The sequence below is a fragment of the Streptomyces macrosporus genome (assembly GCF_039533145.1).
Taxonomy (GTDB): Bacteria; Actinomycetota; Actinomycetes; order Streptomycetales; family Streptomycetaceae; genus Streptomyces; species Streptomyces macrosporus.
The window spans coordinates 226,858-245,246 of sequence record NZ_BAAASZ010000020.1 but is presented as its reverse complement, the minus strand read 5'-3'; the positions used below and the strand labels follow the sequence as shown (position 1 = coordinate 245,246).

The following is an 18,389-nucleotide window of genomic DNA, read 5'->3' as shown; positions in this document are numbered from 1 at the left end:
CGTACCAATAGGGCAGTCTTGTCCCGTGCCCGAACCCACGCAGACACCAGCACCCGACAAGCAGCGTCCGCACCCGCACCCCGAGACGCTGCGGCGGCTGGAGCAGTCCTCCGGCAAGCTGGCCGCCGCCGCGCTCGCGCGGATGGGGGAGCAACTGCCGTGGTACCGCGCGATGCCGCCGGAGAACCGGTCGTGGATCGGGCTGGTGGCGCAGGCCGGCATCGCGGCGTTCACCGAGTGGTTCCGGCACCCGGAGACGCCGCAGGCGATCAGCACGGACGTGTTCGGCACCGCGCCGCGCGAACTGACGCGCGCCATCACGCTGCGGCAGACCGTGGAGATGGTCCGCACCACCATCGAGGTCGTGGAGTCGGCCATCGACGAGGTGGCCGCGCCCGGCGACGAGGGCGTGCTGCGCGAGGCGTTGCTCGTGTACGCCCGCGAAATAGCCTTCGCCACCGCCCAGGTGTACGCGCAGGCCGCCGAGGCGCGCGGCGCGTGGGACGCGCGGCTGGAGTCGCTGGTGGTCAACGCCGTGGTCTCGGGCGAGGCCGACGAGGGGGCCGTCTCCCGCGCCGCCGCGCTGGGGTGGAACTCCCCCGAGCACGTCGTCGTCGTGCTGGGCACCGCGCCCGACGGGGACAGCGAGTTGACCGTGGAGGCGATCCGGCGGGCCGCCCGTCACGCCAAGCTCCAGGTGCTCACCGGGGTGCTGGGCAGCCGTCTGGTGGTCATCGCGGGCGGTTCGGACAATCCGCTGCACGTCGCCAAGGCGCTGATCGGGCCGTTCGCGCCCGGTCCGGTGGTGGCCGGGCCCGTGGTCTCCGACCTGCTGACGGCGACGCGTTCGGCGCGGGCCGCCGCCGCCGGGCTGAAGGCGTGCGCCGCGTGGCCGGACGCGCCGCGACCGGTGCTGGCGGACGACCTGCTGCCGGAGCGGGCGATGGCCGGAGACCCCACCGCGCGCACGTTGTTGGTGGAGGAGATCTACAGACCGCTCCAGGAGGCCGGCGCGGCGCTGTTGGAGACGCTCAGCGTGTATCTGGAACAGGCCAGCTCCCTGGAGGGCGCGGCGCGGATGCTGTTCGTCCACCCCAACACCGTCCGCTACCGGCTGCGACGTGTGACGGACGTCACCGGTTGGTCCCCTTCCGATGTCCGCTCGGCGTTCACCCTGCGCATCGCGCTGATCCTCGGTCGCCTTGCCGAGCAGAGCGGCCGGATATAGTCGTCCCCAACGTTTTTGTCGGCCTTCCACAACTACCCCGACCGTTCTTCGTGCCGGTCCCCACCGGCGGGGACCTCCGTCGACAAGAGAGAGTGAGAGAGTGCTCGTACTCGTCGCTCCCGGCCAGGGTGCCCAGACACCCGGCTTCCTGACTCCTTGGCTCGAACTCCCCGGCGTCGCCGATCGGCTGCGGGAGTGGTCGGCCGCCATAGACCTGGATCTGGTGCACTACGGCACCGAGGCCGACGCCGAGCGGATCCGTGACACCGCCGTGGCCCAGCCGCTGCTGGTGGCCGCCGGACTGGTCTCCGCGCGGGCCCTGCTGGAGGGTGTCGACGAGAGCGTCCTGGGCGCGGTCGCCGGCCACAGCGTGGGCGAGCTGACCGCCGCCGCGATCGGCGGGGTCCTCACCCCCGAGGCCACGATGGCGCTCGTCCGCCGCCGCGGCCTGGCGATGGCCGAGGCCGCGGCCGTCACCGAGACCGGGATGACCGCCGTGCTGGGCGGGGACCCGGAGACGGTGACCGCGCACCTGGAGAAGCTGGGGCTCACCCCCGCCAACATCAACGGCGCCGGGCAGATCGTCGCCGCGGGCACCACCGAGCAGCTCGCCGCGCTCGCCGAGGAGAAGCCGGAGGGGGTGCGGATGGTGCGACCGCTGGCCGTCGCGGGCGCCTTCCACACCCACCACATGGCCCCGGCCGTCTCCGCCCTGGAGAAGGCCGTCGAGGGCGTCGAGGCGAGCGACCCGCGCGTGCGCTACGTCTCCAACCAGGACGGCCGGGTGGTCGCCGACGGCCGGGAGGTCGTGCGGCGGCTGGTGCACCAGGTCTCCAACCCCGTGCGCTGGGACCTGTGCATGGAGACCTTCAAGGAGCTGGGGGTCACCGCGCTGATCGAGGTGTGCCCCGGCGGCACCCTCACCGGCCTGGCCAAGCGCGCCCTGCCGGGCGTGAGGACGCTGGCGCTGAAGACCCCCGACCAACTCGACGCGGCCCGCGAGCTGATCGCCGAGTACACCGGTCCCGCCCGGGGCGACGAGCCCGCAGGCGCCACGGCCGAGTAGTCGAACAGGAGCCCCGAGACCATGACCGCGAAGATCCGGCCCGCCAAGGGCGCCCCGTACGCGCGCATTCTCGGTGTCGGCGGTTACCGCCCGACCCGGGTGGTGCCGAACGAGGAGATCCTCAAGCACATCGACTCCTCCGACGAGTGGATCCGCTCCCGCTCCGGCATCGCCACCCGCCACTGGGCGGGCCCGGAGGAGACCGTCGCCGAGATGTCGCTGGCCGCGGCGGGCAAGGCCGTCGCGGACGCCGGGATCTCCCCCGACCGGATCGGCGCGGTCGTCATCTCGACCGTCTCCCACTTCAAGCAGACGCCCTCCATAGCCACCGAGGTCGCCCACCGGCTGGGTGCGGGCAAGGCCGCCGCCTTCGACATCTCCGCGGCCTGCGCGGGGTTCGGCTACGGCCTGACCATCGCCAAGGGGCTGATCGTCGAGGGCAGCGCGGAGTACGTCCTGGTCATCGGCGTCGAGCGGCTCTCGGACCTGACGGACCTGACGGACCGCAGCACCGCCTTCCTGTTCGGCGACGGCGCCGGGGCCGTGGTCGTCGGTCCGTCCGAGGAGCCGGCCATCGGCCCCACCGTCTGGGGCTCGGAGGGCGACAAGGCGGACGTCATCTCGCAGACCGTGCCGTGGGACGAGCTCCGCGTCGACGACGTGTCGAAGCTCCCCGTCCGCGAGAACGGCGCGTTGAGGTTCCCGGCGATCCGTCAGGAGGGCCAGACGGTCTTCCGCTGGGCCGTCTTCGAGATGGCGAAGGTCGCCCAGCAGGCGCTGGACGCCGCGGGCGTCGCCCCCGACGATCTGGACGTCTTCATTCCGCACCAGGCCAACATGCGGATCATCGATTCGATGGTGAAGACCCTCAAGCTGCCGGAGCACGTCGCGGTCGCCCGCGACGTGGAGACCACCGGCAACACCTCGGCCGCCTCGATTCCGCTCGCCATGGAGCGGATGCTGGCGACCGGGCAGGCGAAGAGCGGCGACACCGCGCTCGTCATCGGCTTCGGGGCGGGTCTCGTCTACGCGGCAGCGGTCGTTACCCTCCCCTGAGTCGGTTCATCCGCACCACAGCACACCAGACCACAACACATCAGCAAAGGAGCGCCACCATGGCCGCCAGCAAGGAAGAGATCGTCGCCGGTCTCGCCGACATCGTGAACGAGATCGCCGGCATCCCGGTCGAGGACGTCCAGCCGGAGAAGTCCTTCACCGACGACCTGGACGTCGACTCGCTCTCCATGGTCGAGGTCGTCGTCGCCGCCGAGGAGCGCTTCGGCGTGAAGATCCCGGACGACGACGTCAAGGGCCTGAAGACCGTCGGCGACGCCGTGGACTACATCCTCAACCACCAGGACTGACCCGGTCCGACGTCCGAGGACGCGCTTGTCGCCACCCGCTCCGCGGTGGCGGAGAACCACACACCTCTACCAGTGGAGACAGAATTCCTGTGAACGCGACCCATCACTCCGTGGTCGTCACCGGTATCGGCGCAACCACACCGCTGGGTGGCGACAGCGCATCGACGTGGGAGGGCCTGGTCGCCGGTCGTTCCGGGGTGAAGCCCCTGGAGCACGACTGGGCCGCCGAACTGCCCGTGCGGATCGCCGCCACGGTGGCGGTCGAGCCGTCCGAGATCCTGCCGCGTCCGCTGGCCCGCAAGCTGGACCGCTCGGCCCAGTTCGCGCTGGTCGCGGCCCGTGAGGCGTGGGCCGACGCCGGCTACGAGGGCAAGGCCGGCGAGAACGGCCTGGTGGACCCCGACCGGCTCGGCGCGGTCATCGCCTCGGGCATCGGCGGCGTCACCACGCTGCTGGACCAGTACGACGTGCTCAGGGAGAAGGGCGTGCGCCGCGTCTCCCCGCACACCGTGCCGATGCTCATGCCCAACAGCCCGGCGGCCAACGTCGGCCTGGACGTGGGCGCCCAGGCGGGCGTGCACACCCCGGTCAGCGCGTGCGCCTCGGGCGCCGAGGCGATCGGCTACGCCGTGGAGATGATCCGCACCGGACGCGCCGACGTGGTCGTCGCGGGCGGCACCGAGGCGGCGATCCACCCGCTGCCCATCGCGGCGTTCGCCAACATGATGGCGCTGTCGAAGAACGAGCGGGCTCCCGAGGAGGTCTCCCGCCCCTTCGACAAGGCGCGGGACGGCTTCGTGCTCGGCGAGGGCGCGGGCGTCGTCGTGCTGGAGTCGGCCGAGCACGCCGCCAGGCGCGGTGCGAAGGTCTACTGCGAGGTGCTGGGCCAGGGACTGTCCGCGGACGCCCACCACATCACCCAGCCCGAGCCGACCGGCCGGGGCATCGCCGCCGCGCTGCAGAACCTGCTGGAGGCCACCGGCCTGGACCCGGCGGAGCTGGTGCACGCCAACGCGCACGCCACCTCCACCCCGCAGGGCGACGTCGGCGAGATCCGGGCGCTGCGCAAGGTGCTGGGCGCCGACCTGGACCACGTGGCCATCTCCGCCACCAAGTCCATGATCGGCCACCTGCTGGGCGGCGCGGGCGGCGTGGAGACGGTGGCGACGGTGCTGGCGCTGCACCACCGTACGGCGCCGCCGACCATCAACCTCGACGACCTCGACGAGGAGGTCGACGCCGACATCGTGCGCGGCGAGGCCCGCCCGCTGGGCGAGGGCCGGATCGCCGCGATCAACAACTCCTTCGGCTTCGGCGGCCACAACGTCGTCCTGGCCCTCCGCACGGTCTGACACAGGCCGACACAGACCGACCCGCGGCGCCGCGGGAACGCACTCGCCCCGAGGGGCCACCGGACGAGTCCGGTGGCCCCTCGGTCGTGAGCGCTCGGCCGTGGGCGATCCCGGTGGCGTCAGGGGCAGGTGACGACCTGTCCGGCCCAGGAGAGGCCGCCGCCGAAGGCGAACAGCAGCACGGGCGCGCCCGGTTCGATCTCGCGGCGCTCGACGAGCTTGGAGAGGGCCAGGGGGACGGAGGCGGCCGAGGTGTTGCCGGAGTCCACCACGTCCCGCGCCACGACCACGCCGTCCGCGCCGAGCCTGCGGACCAGGGCCTCGATGATCCGCAGGTTGGCCTGGTGGGTGACGATCCCGCCCAGGTCCCGCGGCGTGGTCCCGGCCCTCTCGCACGCCTGCTCGATCAGGGGCGCCAGCTCGGTGGTGGCCCACCGGAACACCGTCTGGCCCTCCTGGGCGAACCGCGGCTGCCAGTCGCCCATCAGCCGTACGGCGTCGCCGCGCGAGGGGTCCGAGCCCCAGACGACGGGGCCGATGCCGAGGACGTCGGAGGGAGCGTCGGGGTCCGCGCCGACCACGGCCGCGCCCGCGCCGTCGCCGAGGAGGACGCAGGTGGAGCGGTCGGTCCAGTCGGTGACGTCGGACATCTTCTCGGCGCCGATGACGAGCGCGTGCCGCGCGGCCCCGGCCCGCAGGGAGTGGTCGGCGGTGGCCAGGGCGGTGGTGAAGCCCGCGCAGCCGTTGTTGAGGTCGAAGGCGACGGCGTCGGGTATGCCCAGGCGCCCGGCGACCTGGGCCGCGGTGGAGGGGCAGCGGTCCCGCGCCGAGCAGGTGGCGACGGCGACCAGCCCGATGTCGGCCGGATCGACCCCGGAGGCGGCCAGGGCCTTGCCCGCCGCGGCGGTGGCCAGGTCGGCGACGGTCTCCTCGCGGGCGATGCGGCGGGTGACGATGCCGGTCCGCTGCCGGATCCACTCGTCGCTGGTGTCCACCATCCCCGCCAGGTCGTCGTTGGTCAGGACGTGGTCGGGCTGGTGGTGGCCCAGGGCGATGATGCGGGTCGGGTGCACGGCACTCCTCTTCTCGGCTCTTCTCGGCTCGGCCTCGGCGCGGTTTCGCGCGGTCTCGGCGCGTCTTGACGCGGCCTCGGCTCGGCAACGTCCACGACCTTATAGCGACCGATCGATCGGACTCTATACGTTCCGACCCTCGGTACGATGGCATCCGTGAGTCCCCGCAGATCCGCCGCCGAAGCCCGCCGCACCCGTGAGCGGATCATCGAGCGCAGCGTCGCCCTCGCCTCCCTGGAGGGGCTGGAGGGGCTGACGATCGGACGGCTCGCCTCCGACCTCGGCATCAGCAAGTCCGGTCTGCTGGGCCACTTCGGCACCAAGGAGGCGTTGCAGATCGCGGCCCTGGAGCGGGCCGCGGTGATCTTCGACCGCGAGGTCTGGCGCCCCGCGGCGGACGCCGCGCCGGGGCTGGCGCGGCTGCGCGCGGTCTGTACGACGTGGATCTCCTACCTGGAGCGCGGGGTGTTCCCGGGCGGCTGCCTCTTCGTCGCCTCCACCTTCGAGTACGACGGCCGCGACGGCCCCGTACGGGATCTGCTGCGGCGTCAGTTCGGCGCGTGGCGACGCCGGCTGGTGGCGGACGTGCGGGTGGCCGCCGGGCGCGGCGAACTGCCCCCGGACACCGATCCGGAGCAGGTCGTGTTCGAGCTGAACGGGATCCTGATGAGCCTGAACCACACCATCCAGCTCTACGGCGACACCGGGGCCGCCGCCCGCGCCCGGCGCGCGGTGGACCGGCTGCTGCCGCCCCCGCCGGCCGGCCCCGCCGGGCCTCAGCGGCCCGGGGAGTCGGGCACGCCGTCGAAACCGGCGTAGTACGAGGCCGCCATGTCCTCGTCGCCGTGGCCCTGCTCGGCGGCGCGGCGGAAGCGCTCGGCGCCCGCCGCCGTCACGTCCATCCGCACCCCCGCGGCCCGGCCCGCCTCGACGATCAGCCGGGCGTCCTTCTCGGCGGTGTGGACGGCGAAGCTGGGGGTGAAGTCGCCGGAGCGGATGACGTCGGACTTCATCCGCAGGTACCCCATGTCGAGCCCGCCGCCGGCGACGGCGTCGAGGAACTCCCGCGGGTCCACGCCCAGCCCCTTGGCCAGGGCGAGCGTCTCGGCGACGCCGTGGTTGACGGCGAGCACCCAGCAGTTGCAGACGAGTTTCAGCCGTGTGGCGTCGCCCGGCCGGTCGCCGAGCCAGCGGACGCGGGCGGCGACGGCCTCCAGGACGGGCGCCAGGCGCTCGCGCGTGTCGTCGGGTCCGGCCGCCAGGACCGTCAGCCGCCCGCTCTCGGCGGGCTCGCGGGTGCCGAGGACGGGGGCGTCCACGTAGCGGAGCCCGTGGTCGTCGGCGAAGGCGGTCAGGGCGGGCAGGGCGTCGAGTCCGGTGGTGGTGGTCTGGAGCCAGACCGTGCCGCGCCGCAGCCCGGGGGCCGCGGCGCGCATGGCCTCCAGGACGGCGGGGCCGTCGTGGACCATGGTGAGCACCACGTCGGCGTCCTCGACCGCCTCGGCGGCGGTGGCGGTGACGCGGGCGCCGTCGGCGGTCAGCGGTTCGGCGCGGGAGGGGGTGCGGTTCCAGGCGTTGACGGCCGGCCCGGCGCGCAGGAGGCCGCGGGCCATCGCCGCGCCCATGATGCCGGTGCCCAGGACCGCCACGGTCGTCGGTTGGGTTGTCATACCCGGGACCGTACGACTCGCGGCGTGTTCGGGGCGGACGACGCGACGCGCGGGGCGCGCGGAGGCCGTGCGGGGGCGGGGCGGGCCGGGGGGCGACGGGGTGTCAGACCACCTGGTGGAGCCAGCGCACCGGGGCGCCCTCGCCCGCGTAGCGGAAGGGTTCCAGCTCGTCGTCCCAGGGCTTGCCGAGCAGCTTGGCGATCTCGGCCTCCAGGTCGGTCTCGCCGCGCGAGGCACGGTCCAGCGCGGCGCGCAGTCGGTCCTCGGGGATGAGGATGTCGCCGTGCAGACCGGTCACCGCGTGGAAGATGCCCAGGTCGGGGGTGGAGCTGTAGCGCTCGCCCTCGGCGGTGGAGCACGGTTCGGAGGTCACCTCGAAGCGGAGCATGCGCCAGCCGCGCAGTGCGGAGGCGAGCTTGGAGGCGGTGCCGGGTTCGCCCTGCCAGGAGAGTTCCGCGCGCCAGGTGCCCGGCGAGGCGGGCTGTTTGATCCAGTCGAGGCCGACGCGGGTGCCGAGCACTCCCGCGACGGCCCATTCCACGTGCGGACACAGCGCGCGGGGCGCGGAGTGCACGTACAGAACTCCACGTGTCGTCACGGGGACCTCCTGTGCGGTTCGACGACCTTCCGTGGCGGCCTCGAATCCCTGCCGGCCGTGCGCCGGATCAGCACTTGACATCTTGTCCCATCGGTCACGTCTCCTCCAGCCCGAGGTTACGAACAGTAAACACTATCCGTGCCGTTTCTCCCTAAAAGGGACAGCAAGTGACGCGATGTAATCTGTCAATTGTGTCCGGCGGCCATTTTCGGACCGTCATGGGAAAAGCTACCGCGCCCTGGCGCGCGAGGGGTGACGTACCGTCGGTCGAGGCGGTCAACCCACCCGTCCGAACCATCACCCCACCGGAGAACGGGGAGAATCGGGGGCAGGAGACGTGCGAGACAGCGCGACGTTCGGCCGCGCGCGCGGCGGACGGCTGATGTTCGGCGCGTGTGCCGTCGTCGCCGTCGTCGTGACGCTGATCGTCCTGGTCGTCTCGGGCGGCTCCTCGGACGACCGCGGCGCGCCCCGCGTTCCGGGCGCATCGGCCGACGCCCGTCCCTCCCCCTCGCCCTCCCCCACGCCCGAGTGGGACACCGATCCCGACTCGCTGGCGGCGCTGGGCGACTCCATCACCCGCGCCTACGACGCCTGCTCGCTGCTGTCCGACTGCCCCGAGGCGTCCTGGGCCACCGGCACCTCCCCGGAGGTGGACAGCCTGGCGGAACGGCTGGGCATCCCGACCTCCGCGCGCTGGAACCTCGCGCGCTCCGGCGCCCTGATGGCCGACCTGCCCGCCCAGGCCGGGCGGGCCGCGGCACACCGGCCGGACCTGGTCACGGTGCTGATCGGGGCGAACGACGCCTGCCGGCCGAGCGTGGAGCGGATGACGCCGGTCGCCGAGTTCCGCGCCGACTTCGCCGAGGCGCTGCGCGTCCTGCGCCGCTCCTCGCCCCGGACCCGGGTGTACGTGGCCGGCGTGCCGGACCTGGAACGGCTGTGGGAGCAGGGGCGGTCCCACCCGCTGGCCGCGCGGGTGTGGGAGCTGGGCATCTGCCCCTCGATGCTGGGCGACGCCGACGCCGTGGACGCGGCGGCGGTGGAGCGCCGCGCGAAGGTGGCCGAGCGGGTGCGGGCGTACAACGCCGCGCTGCGGGAGGTCTGCGCGCGCGACGCGCGCTGCCGCCACGACGGCGGGGCGGTCCACGCGTACCGCTTCACCACCCGTGAGCTGAGCGGCTGGGACTGGTTCCACCCCGGCCGGGCGGGGCAGCGGAAGCTCGCCGAGATCGCCCACCGCCGGGTCACCGCCGAACACCCGCCCTCCCGCACGAGGTGACGGACGGGGGGATCGCCGCGGGCGCCTCCGGGGATCTCCGTACGACCCATTGACGCCGATCAGCGCGTGTCACTAGATTCACGCCAGCATTTCGAACACCTGACGAAATCTCGAACAGCGTAGAGGGGCAACCGCTGTGCGCATCACCGGAATCAGTACCCACGTCGTCGGCACCCCGTGGCGCAATCTGACCTACGTACAGGTCCACACCGACGAGGGACTCACCGGCGTCGGCGAGACCCGGATGCTGGGACACACCGACGCGCTGATCGGCTACCTGCGCGAGGCCGAGGTCAACCACATCGCCGGTTCCGACCCCTTCGCGGTCGAGGACCTGGTGCGGCGCATGAAGTACGGCGACTACGGGCGGGCCGGGGAGATCGTGATGTCCGGCATCGCGGTCGTGGAGATGGCCTGCTGGGACATCAAGGGCAAGGCGCTGGGCGTCCCCGTCTGGCAACTGCTCGGCGGGAAGGTCACCGAGAGGGTCAAGGCGTACGCCAACGGCTGGTACACCGTCGAACGCACCCCCGAGGCGTTCCACCAGGCGGCCCTGAAGGTCGTCGAGCGCGGCTACCGGGCGCTCAAGCTCGACCCCTTCGGCACCGGCCACTTCGAGCTGGACCACGCCGAGACGCTCCGCTCGATCTCCCTGGTGGAGGCGGTGCGGGACGCGATCGGGCCGGAGACCGAACTGCTGCTGGAGATGCACGGCCGGTTCAGCCCCGCCACGGCGGTCCGCATCGCCCGCGAGGTCGCGCCGTTCGCGCCGAGCTGGCTGGAGGAGCCGGTGCCGCCGGAGAACCTCAAGGCCCTGGCCAAGGTGGCCGACAAGGTGGACCTGCCCATCGCCACCGGCGAGCGCATCCACGACCGGATCGAGTTCCGCGAGCTGTTCGAGTCGCAGGCCGCCGACGTCATCCAGCCCGACCTCGGCCACCTCGGCGGCATCCTGGAGACCCGCAAGCTCGCCGCCACCGCCGAGACCCACTACGTGATGGTCGCGCCGCACAACGTCGGCGGCTCGGTGCTCACCGCCGCCTCCCTCCAACTGGCGGGCTGCACACCGAACTTCAAGATCCTGGAGCACTTCAACGACTTCGCGGACGCCGAGATCAAGAAGGTGGTCAAGGGCGCCCCGGAGGTCGTGGACGGCTACTTCGCCCTCCCCGACGCGCCCGGTCTGGGCGTGGAGTTGGACACCGACGCGGCGGCGGAGTTCCCGCAGCAGCAGGCCCGGTTCGACCTGTGGGCCGAGGGGTGGGAGAAGCGGAACCCGAACGGGACGCGGGCATGACGCGCGGCGCGGCCCGGCGCCGCGGCGACGGGTCCGGCCGTCCCCCGGCGGACGGGCAGCGCGACGGCGCCGCGCGGGCCGTGCTCGTACGCGCGTACGGCCCGCGCGGCGCGGGGAGGATACGGCAGTGAACACACCGGTACAGGACCAGGAGTCGGGACCACCGGCGCCGGACGGCGCCCCGCGCGCCGCCCGAGCCGACCGCGCCGTCGTCGTGGAGCGGCCCGGCGTCCACCGGCTGGTGGAGGTGGAGCGCGCCGAGCCCGGGCCCGGCGAGGCGCGGGTCGCGGTGTACGCGGCGGGGGTCTGCGCCAGCGACCGCGAGGTGTACGCCGGGACGCGCGCCGAGGGCTACGTCCGCTACCCCGTGGTCCCCGGCCACGAGTGGTCCGGCACGGTGGAGGCGGTCGGCCCCGGCGTCGACGCGGCGCTGGTGGGCCGGAAGGTGGTGGGCGAGGGGTTCCGCGCCTGCCTGGTCTGCGACCGCTGCCGGGAGGGCGCCACCAGCCTGTGCGGCGGAGGCTACGAGGAGACCGGCTTCACCCGCCCCGGCGCCTTCGCCGACCGCCTCGTCCTGCCCGCCCGGCTGCTGCACGTCCTCGACGACCGGGCCGACCTGCGCTCGGCCGCGCTGCTGGAGCCGGCCGCCGTGGTGGCCGCGGCGGTGTCGGCGGGCGAGCCCCGGCCCGGGGAGCGGGTCGCCGTGGTCGGCGCGGGCACGCTCGGCCTGCTGGCCGTCCAGCTGCTGGCCGCCGTCTCGCCCGCCGAACTGCTGGTGGTCGACCCCCGGGTGCGACGCGCCGAGCGGGCGCTGTCCATGGGCGCCGGCGAGGTGCGCGACCCGTCGGGCGCCGAGGAGCTGCGCGGACGCTACGACCTGGTGGTGGAGACCGCGGGCGCGCCCACCACCGCGCACGACTCCTGCCTGCTGGCCCGGCGCGGCGGCCGGGTGGTCCTGACCGGTCTGCCCGAGCCCGGCGCGCGGGGCATCGACCCCGTCCTCCTGACCGTCGGACAACTCACCGTCCGGTCCGTCTTCGGCGCCCCGTCCGCCGCCTGGGCCCACGCGGTGCGGGCCTTCGACGCCGGGCTGCTCGCGCCCGCCGCCCTGATCACCCACGAGCTGCCGCTGGCCGGCTTCGCGGAGGCCGTCGCGCTGGTCGGCAGCGGCGATCCGGACGTCGGCAAGGTCCTGCTGCGCCCCTGACCGGCCCGTCCGTCCCCCACTCCCACCCCCCACGCCGGGCCGCTTCCGGCCCCCGCCCTCGTCCACGAACGTCGTACGCCACACCGAACCTGGGAGCATCGTGACCGACGCGTCCACCTCTCTGCCCGACTCGCCCGCCGGCCGTCGCCCCGGCGAGTCCGCCCTCGTGGCCCTCGGCCATCCCGTCCCGCCCGTCGACCCCTCCGCCGCCTCCCCGCACGCCTTCCCCGACGGGGGCACCTGGCGCACCGAGATCCCCTCCGTGGAGGGGCCGGAGGCGGTGGCGACCGTGCTGAAGGAGGCCGGGGCCCTCGACGTCCCCGTCCACCGCATCAGCCAGGGCAGCGGCGTGTGGATGCTGACCGACTCCGAGATCGCCGAGATGGTCGGGGCCTGCGCCGAACACGGCGTCGAACTCTGCCTGTTCACCGGCCCGCGCGGCACCTGGGACACCGGCGCCGGCACCCGCACCTCCTCCGGCGGCGCCGGGCTGCGCGCCCGCGGCCACGACGCGCTCGCCGGGTGCGTCGAGGACGCCCTGCGCGCCGTCGAACTCGGCGTGCGCTGCCTGCTGGTGGCCGACGAGGGCGTGCTGCTGACCCTCCACCGGCTGCGGACGCGGGGCGTGCTGCCCGCCGACACCACCTTCAAGGTCTCGGCGCTCATCGGCCCGGTGAACCCGGCCTCGTACGCCGTCTACGAGCGCCTGGGCGCCGACTCGATCAACGTCCCCTCCGACCTGACCCTGGCGCACCTGACCGAGATCCGCCGGGTCAGCCGCGCCCCGATGGACTTCTACCTGGAGGCCCCCGACGACCTCGGCGGCTACGTGCGGATGTACGACATCGCCGAGCTGATCCGGCGCGGCGCGCCGATCTACCTCAAGTTCGGTCTCAGCAAGGCACCCGGCATCTACCCCTACGGCGCGCACCTGCGCGACGTGACCCTGGACACCGCCCGGGAGCGGGTCCGCCGCGGGCGCCTCGCCCTGGACCTGCTGGCCCGCCTCGGCGCCGACACCGGGATGTCCCCGCTCGGCTCCCGGCTGCCCGGACCGCTCCACCGCTTCCCCGACGAACCCGACTCCCCCGAGGCACCGCGCGATCCCCACGACCCACACGGAGGGAACTGAGCCCATGCGCACCCGCACCCGCACCGCCGGAACCGCCCTCGCCCTCGGCGCCGTCCTCGCCCTCGCCCTCACCGCCTGCGGCCAGAACTCCGAGGGCGGCAGCAAGGCCGGCGGCGACGACACCGAGGGCGGCACCATCGGCATCGCCATGCCCACCAAGTCCTCCGAGCGCTGGATAGCCGACGGCGAGAACATGGTGAAGGCGTTCGAGGCCAAGGGCTACAAGGCCGACCTCCAGTACGGCGACGACAAGGTGGAGAACCAGGTCGCGCAGATCGAGAACATGATCTCCAAGGGGCACGAGGCCCTGGTGATCGCCGCCATCGACGGCTCCTCGCTGACCGACGTGCTCCGCCGCGCCAAGGAGGCGGACATCCCCGTCATCGCCTACGACCGCCTCATCCGCGGCACCGAGGACGTCGACTACTACGCCACCTTCGACAACTTCAAGGTCGGCGAACTCCAGGGGCGGTACATCGTCGACGCGCTGAAACTGGAGGAGAACGAGGGGGAGAAGTTCAACCTGGAGCTGTTCGCCGGCTCGCCGGACGACAACAACACCGGTTTCTTCTTCCGCGGCGCGATGAGCGTCCTCAAGCCGTACATCGACGACAAGCGGCTCGTCGTCCGCAGCGGCCAGACGAAGATGAGCCAGGTCACCACCCTGCGCTGGGACGGCGGCACCGCCCAGAGGCGGATGGACGACCTGCTCAGCCGCCACTACGGCGGCGAACGCGTGGACGCGGTGCTCTCCCCCTACGACGGCATCTCGATCGGCGTCATCTCGGCCCTGAAGAGCGCCGGTTACGGCACCGAGGCCAAGCCCTACCCCGTCGTCACCGGACAGGACGCCGAGCTGGCCTCCATCAAGTCGATCATCGCCGGACAGCAGACCCAGACCGTCTTCAAGGACACCCGCGAACTCGCCGAGCGGGCCGTGCAGATGACCGACGCCGTGCTGAACGACGGCAAGCCGGAGGTGAACGACACCACCTCGTACGACAACGGTGTCAAGACCGTCCCGGCCTACCTGCTGGAACCGGTCAGCATCGACAAGTCCAACACCGACCTGCTCGTGGACGAGGGCTACTACACGGCCGACCAGCTCAAGTAGCCCGCCCGACACCATCGAGGGAGGACCATGAGCAGCGTTCTGGAAATGCGCTCGATCACCAAGACCTTCCCCGGGGTCAGAGCGCTGTCCGGGGTGAACCTGACCGTCCGCCGCGGCGAGATCCACGCCGTCTGCGGGGAGAACGGGGCGGGCAAGTCGACGCTGATGAAGGTGCTCAGCGGGGTCCATCCGCACGGCAGCTACGAGGGGGAGATCCTCTTCGAGGGCGAGCCGTGCGCGTTCCGGGACATCCGGGCCAGCGAGCGGCGCGGCATCGTCATCATCCACCAGGAACTGGCGCTGGTGCCCTACCTGTCCATCGCCGAGAACATCTTCCTGGGCAACGAGCACGCCCGGCGCGGCATCGTCCGCTGGAACGAGACCGTCCGCCACGCCGCCGAGCTGATGCGGCGGGTCGGACTCCACGAGAACCCGCAGACCCGCGTCGCCGACATCGGCGTGGGCAAGCAGCAGTTGGTGGAGATCGCCAAGGCGCTGGCGAAGCGGGTCAGGCTGCTGATCCTGGACGAGCCGACCGCCGCGCTCAACGACGAGGACAGCGCCAAGCTCCTCGACCTCATCCTGGAGCTGCGGTCCCAGGGCATCGCCTGCATCCTCATCTCCCACAAGCTGGGCGAGATCCGCCGCGTCGCCGACACCGTCACCATCCTGCGCGACGGGAGGACGATCGAGACGCTGACCGTCCGCCCCTCCCCCGGGGCGCCCGCGGAGGTCTCGGAGGACCGGATCATCCGCGGCATGGTGGGCCGCGACCTGGACCACCGCTTCCCCGCGCGCACCCCCTACCGGGGGGAGGACGCCGGACGGCCGGCGCTGGAGGTCTCCGGCTGGACGGTCCGCCACCCCATCGACCACCAGCGCAAGGTCGTCGACGACGTGTCGCTGACGGTGCGGCGCGGCGAGATCGTCGGCATCGCCGGGCTGATGGGCGCGGGCCGCACCGAGCTGGCGATGAGCGTCTTCGGACGCTCCTACGGGGTGTACGCGGGCGGGACGGTCCGGCTGAACGGCCGGGAGGTCGACACCCGCACCGTCCCCGCCGCGGTCGCGGCCGGCATCGCGTACGTCACCGAGGACCGCAAGACCTACGGACTGAACCTGATCGACACCGTCAGCCGCAACATCTCGCTGGCCTCGCTGCCCGGCCTCGCTCGGGCCGGGATCGTCGACGAGCACCGGGAGCGGCAGGTCGCCGAGCGGTACCGGACGTCGATGAACATCAAGACCCCGACCGTCTTCGAGCAGGTCGGCCGGCTCAGCGGCGGCAACCAGCAGAAGGTCGTGCTCGGCAAGTGGGTGCACGCCGATCCGGAGGTGCTGATCCTCGACGAGCCCACGCGCGGCATCGACGTCGGGGCGAAGTACGAGATCTACACCGTCGTCGACCGGCTCGCCGCCCAGGGCAAGGCGGTGCTGATGATCTCCTCGGAGCTGCCGGAGCTGCTGGGGATGTGCGACCGGATCTACGCCATGGCGGCCGGACGGCTGACCGGCGAGGTGTCCCGCGAGGACGCGAGCCAGGAAGTGTTGATGCGCTACATGACGATGGACAGAAGCCGAGGTCCCCGATGAAGACCGCCCCGACGAAGACCGCAGGACACAGCGAGGGAACCCCGGCGGAGGGCGCCGGGAGGGGCACCGCCGGGGCGGTGCTCGTGCGCACCGTGCGCGCCAACATGCGGCAGTACGGGATGCTCGTCGCGCTGGCGCTGATCGTGGTGCTGTTCCAGATATGGACCGACGGCAACCTCCTCAAGCCCGTCAACGTGTCCAACATCGTCCAGCAGAACAGCTACATCCTCATCCTGGCCATGGGCATGATGATCGTGATCATCGCGGGCCACATCGACCTGTCCGTCGGCTCGCTGGCCGCCTTCGTCGGCGCGGCGGCGGCCGTGATGATGGTCGAGTACGACATGGCCTGGCCCCCGGCGCTCCTCTGCTCCCTGCTGATCGGCGCGCTGGCGGGCGCCTGGCAGGGCTTCTGGATCGCCTACGTCGGCATCCCGTCGTTCATCGTGACGCTCGCCGGGATGCTGCTGTTCCGCGGCGGCACCCAGATCCTGCTGGAGGGCCAGTCCCTGGCGCCCTTCCCGCGGGGTTTCCAGGACCTCAGCCAGGGCTTCCTGCCCGAGGGCGGCCCGCTGTCGAACTACCACGACCTGACGGTGCTCATCGGCGTGGTCGTGGTGGCGTTCGTCCTGGTCCAGGAGTGGCGCGACCGGCGCCGGCAGCGGGCGTACGAGCTGGAGGTGCTGCCGACGAACCTGTTCGTCCTCAAGTGCGTGGCGATCGTGGCGGCGGTGCTCGCCTTCACCCTCACCCTGGCCAGCTACCGGGGCGTCCCGGTGGTGCTGCTGATCATGTGCGCCATCCTGATCGGGCTGGGCTTCGTGATGCGCAACGCCGTCGTCGGCCGCCACGTGTACGCGCTGGGCGGCAACAAGGCCGCGGCCAAGCTGTCGGGCGTGAAGGACAAGCGGGTCACCTTCCTGGTCTTCGTCAACATGGGCGTGCTGGCGGCGCTGGCGGGCTGCGTGTACGCCGCCCGGCTCAACGCCGGCACCCCGCAGGCGGGCATCAACTTCGAGCTGGAGGCGATCGCCGCGGCGTTCATCGGCGGCGCCTCCATGAGCGGCGGCGTGGGTACCGTGCTGGGTGCCGTCATCGGCGGGCTGGTGCTCGGTGTGCTCAACAACGGCATGTCCCTGGTGGGCATCGGTACCGACTACCAGCAGGTGATCAAGGGTTTGGTCCTGCTGGCGGCGGTGGGATTCGACGTCTGGAACAAGAGGAAGGTGGGCTCATGAGCACCAGCAGACGCGCCGTGATCACGGCGGCCGCCGCGGCCGGACTGGCGGCCGCGGCCGTGGGGCCGGGCGCGGGAGAGGCGCAGGCCGGGACCGGGGAGCCGGCGCCGCCACGGCGGAAACGATTCGGCGAGCTGGCGGACGGCACCGAGGTGGACGTCTGGACGCTGGCCAACGGCGGCACCCGACTGAAGGTGCTGTCCTACGGCGGCGTCGTGCAGTCCCTGGAGGTGCCCGACCGACACGGCCGGTACGCCAACGTCTCCCTCGGCTTCTCCGACCTGGCCTCCTACGTGGAGCGCTCGCCGTACTTCGGCGCGCTCATCGGCCGCTACGGCAACCGCATCGGGGGCGGCCGCTTCACGCTCGACGGGAAGACGTACGAGCTGCCGCGCAACGACAACGGGCACAGCCTCCACGGCGGCGACCAGGGATTCCACACCCGGGTGTGGCGGGTGGAGCCGTTCACCCGGCGCGGCGAGGCGGGGCTGGTCCTCACCCGCACCAGCCCCGACGGCGAGATGGGCTACCCGGGCACGCTGGAGGTCCGGGTGGAGTACACGCTGAACCGGAAGGGTGACTTCCGGATCGACTACGAGGCCGTCACCGACAAGCCCACCGTCGTCAACCTCACCAACCACACCTACTTCAACCTGGCCGGAGAGGGCGCCGGCAGCGTCCTGGACCACCGTCTGGAGGTGGCCGCCTCCCGCTACACCCCGGTCGGCGAGACGCTGATCCCCACCGGGGAGTTGGCGCGGGTCGGAGGCACCCCGTTCGACTTCCGCCGGGCCAAGCCGATCGGGACGGACATCCGCGAGGCGCACGAGCAGATCCTGTTCGGGCGGGGCTACGACCACAACCTCGTGCTGGACAAGGGCATCACGGCCGAGCCCGAGCACGTCGTCACCGTCTCCGAGCCCACCTCGGGCCGGACGATGCGGATCGCCACCACCGAGCCGGGCGTGCAGTTCTACAGCGGCAACTTCCTCGACGGCACCCTGGAGGGCACCTCGGGGCGGGTCTACCGGCAGGGCGACGGGTTCTGCCTGGAGACCCAGCACTTCCCCGACTCCCCCAACCAGCCCTCCTTCCCCACCACCGTGCTGCGTCCGGGGCAGACGTACCGGACCACGACCGTCCACTCCTTCTCCGCCGAGTAGGGCGCGGGAAAC

At 72.5% G+C, this 18,389-nt stretch carries 17 protein-coding genes and 1 pseudogene; 15 read left to right on the top strand and 3 right to left on the bottom strand.

The window, feature by feature from the left end; all coding sequences use genetic code 11:
• Positions 1–25 precede the first annotated feature (25 nt).
• From ABD335_RS13155 to fabF, 5 genes are all read left to right on the top strand, one after another.
• Complete coding sequence (locus ABD335_RS13155) at positions 26–1,228, top strand: PucR family transcriptional regulator (RefSeq protein WP_344322462.1); 1,203 nt, start codon at positions 26–28, stop codon at positions 1,226–1,228.
• 100 nt (positions 1,229–1,328) lie between these two features.
• On the top strand, positions 1,329–2,294 hold the full coding sequence (locus tag ABD335_RS13150; RefSeq protein ID WP_344322461.1) for an ACP S-malonyltransferase: 966 nt from the start codon (positions 1,329–1,331) through the stop codon (positions 2,292–2,294).
• A 21-nt stretch (positions 2,295–2,315) separates the two neighbouring features.
• Positions 2,316–3,350 (top strand): ketoacyl-ACP synthase III, encoded by a 1,035-nt coding sequence (locus ABD335_RS13145; protein ID WP_344322460.1) that lies wholly within the window; start codon positions 2,316–2,318, stop codon positions 3,348–3,350.
• Positions 3,351–3,409: 59 nt separating this feature from the next.
• Entirely contained in the window at positions 3,410–3,658 is a 249-nt protein-coding gene (locus ABD335_RS13140; RefSeq protein ID WP_344322459.1) for an acyl carrier protein, read from the top strand.
• An 89-nt stretch (positions 3,659–3,747) separates the two neighbouring features.
• On the top strand, positions 3,748–5,010 hold the full coding sequence (fabF, locus tag ABD335_RS13135; protein ID WP_344322458.1) for a beta-ketoacyl-ACP synthase II: 1,263 nt from the start codon (positions 3,748–3,750) through the stop codon (positions 5,008–5,010).
• Between the two features lie 119 nt (positions 5,011–5,129).
• Here fabF and ABD335_RS13130 read toward each other — a convergent pair whose 3' ends face one another.
• Positions 5,130–6,083, bottom strand: coding sequence for a beta-ketoacyl-ACP synthase III (locus ABD335_RS13130; protein WP_344322457.1), 954 nt, complete (start codon positions 6,081–6,083; stop codon positions 5,130–5,132).
• A 156-nt stretch (positions 6,084–6,239) separates the two neighbouring features.
• Between ABD335_RS13130 and ABD335_RS13125 the strand changes: the two genes are divergently transcribed.
• Positions 6,240–6,902 (top strand): TetR/AcrR family transcriptional regulator, encoded by a 663-nt coding sequence (locus ABD335_RS13125; RefSeq protein WP_344322456.1) that lies wholly within the window; start codon positions 6,240–6,242, stop codon positions 6,900–6,902.
• Here the strand turns inward: ABD335_RS13125 and ABD335_RS13120 are convergent.
• Together ABD335_RS13120 and ABD335_RS13115 are read right to left on the bottom strand one after the other, a co-directional pair.
• Positions 6,860–7,786 (bottom strand): annotated as a pseudogene (locus tag ABD335_RS13120) (NAD(P)-dependent oxidoreductase); the annotation flags it as partial. The gene ABD335_RS13125 and the pseudogene ABD335_RS13120 overlap by 43 nt on opposite strands.
• Positions 7,787–7,856: 70 nt before the next feature.
• Positions 7,857–8,351, bottom strand: coding sequence for a DUF3145 domain-containing protein (locus ABD335_RS13115; RefSeq protein ID WP_344322455.1), 495 nt, complete (start codon positions 8,349–8,351; stop codon positions 7,857–7,859).
• A 382-nt stretch (positions 8,352–8,733) separates the two neighbouring features.
• Here ABD335_RS13115 and ABD335_RS13110 point away from each other — a divergent pair, with 382 nt between their 5' ends.
• The 9 genes from ABD335_RS13110 to ABD335_RS13070 all read left to right on the top strand — a co-directional run bounded on the left by ABD335_RS13110 (position 8,734) and on the right by ABD335_RS13070 (position 18,377).
• Positions 8,734–9,633, top strand: a complete 900-nt coding sequence (locus tag ABD335_RS13110; protein ID WP_425583638.1) for an SGNH/GDSL hydrolase family protein — start codon at positions 8,734–8,736, stop codon at positions 9,631–9,633.
• A 136-nt stretch (positions 9,634–9,769) separates the two neighbouring features.
• Positions 9,770–10,930, top strand: coding sequence for a mandelate racemase/muconate lactonizing enzyme family protein (locus ABD335_RS13105; protein WP_344322453.1), 1,161 nt, complete (start codon positions 9,770–9,772; stop codon positions 10,928–10,930).
• Positions 10,927–11,061, top strand: coding sequence for a hypothetical protein (locus tag ABD335_RS13100; protein WP_344322452.1), 135 nt, complete (start codon positions 10,927–10,929; stop codon positions 11,059–11,061). Before ABD335_RS13105 ends, ABD335_RS13100 begins: the two co-directional genes overlap by 4 nt.
• 83 nt (positions 11,062–11,144) lie before the next feature.
• Entirely contained in the window at positions 11,145–12,137 is a 993-nt protein-coding gene (locus tag ABD335_RS13095) for a zinc-dependent alcohol dehydrogenase (RefSeq protein WP_344323018.1), read from the top strand.
• A gap of 100 nt (positions 12,138–12,237) precedes the next feature.
• A complete protein-coding gene (locus ABD335_RS13090; RefSeq protein ID WP_344322451.1) occupies positions 12,238–13,269 on the top strand; it encodes a Rossmann-fold NAD(P)-binding domain-containing protein in 1,032 nt (343 codons plus the stop codon).
• Between the two features lie 4 nt (positions 13,270–13,273).
• Positions 13,274–14,383 (top strand): multiple monosaccharide ABC transporter substrate-binding protein, encoded by a 1,110-nt coding sequence (gene chvE, locus ABD335_RS13085; RefSeq protein WP_344322450.1) that lies wholly within the window; start codon positions 13,274–13,276, stop codon positions 14,381–14,383.
• Positions 14,384–14,410: 27 nt separating this feature from the next.
• A complete protein-coding gene (mmsA, locus tag ABD335_RS13080; RefSeq protein WP_344322449.1) occupies positions 14,411–15,976 on the top strand; it encodes a multiple monosaccharide ABC transporter ATP-binding protein in 1,566 nt (521 codons plus the stop codon).
• Positions 15,973–17,214 carry a multiple monosaccharide ABC transporter permease gene (mmsB, locus tag ABD335_RS13075; RefSeq protein ID WP_344322448.1) on the top strand — a complete coding sequence of 414 codons (1,242 nt, stop codon included), beginning with the start codon at positions 15,973–15,975 and terminating at the stop codon, positions 17,212–17,214. Before mmsA ends, mmsB begins: the two co-directional genes overlap by 4 nt.
• Complete coding sequence (locus ABD335_RS13070) at positions 17,211–18,377, top strand: aldose epimerase family protein (RefSeq protein WP_344322447.1); 1,167 nt, start codon at positions 17,211–17,213, stop codon at positions 18,375–18,377. Before mmsB ends, ABD335_RS13070 begins: the two co-directional genes overlap by 4 nt.
• Positions 18,378–18,389 lie beyond the last annotated feature (12 nt).

Excerpts from the sequence above, each read along its gene's own strand:
- ABD335_RS13145 (WP_344322460.1), top strand. The coding sequence starts at position 2,316 with ATGACCGCGAAGATCCGGCCCGCCAAGGGCGCCCCGTACGCGCGCATT.
- ABD335_RS13140 (WP_344322459.1), top strand. The coding sequence starts at position 3,410 with ATGGCCGCCAGCAAGGAAGAGATCGTCGCCGGTCTCGCCGACATCGTG.
- ABD335_RS13110 (WP_425583638.1), top strand. The coding sequence starts at position 8,734 with ATGTTCGGCGCGTGTGCCGTCGTCGCCGTCGTCGTGACGCTGATCGTC.
- ABD335_RS13100 (WP_344322452.1), top strand. The coding sequence starts at position 10,927 with ATGACGCGCGGCGCGGCCCGGCGCCGCGGCGACGGGTCCGGCCGTCCC.
- chvE (WP_344322450.1), top strand. The coding sequence starts at position 13,274 with ATGCGCACCCGCACCCGCACCGCCGGAACCGCCCTCGCCCTCGGCGCC.
- mmsA (WP_344322449.1), top strand. The coding sequence starts at position 14,411 with ATGAGCAGCGTTCTGGAAATGCGCTCGATCACCAAGACCTTCCCCGGG.
- mmsB (WP_344322448.1), top strand. The coding sequence starts at position 15,973 with ATGAAGACCGCCCCGACGAAGACCGCAGGACACAGCGAGGGAACCCCG.
- ABD335_RS13070 (WP_344322447.1), top strand. The coding sequence starts at position 17,211 with ATGAGCACCAGCAGACGCGCCGTGATCACGGCGGCCGCCGCGGCCGGA.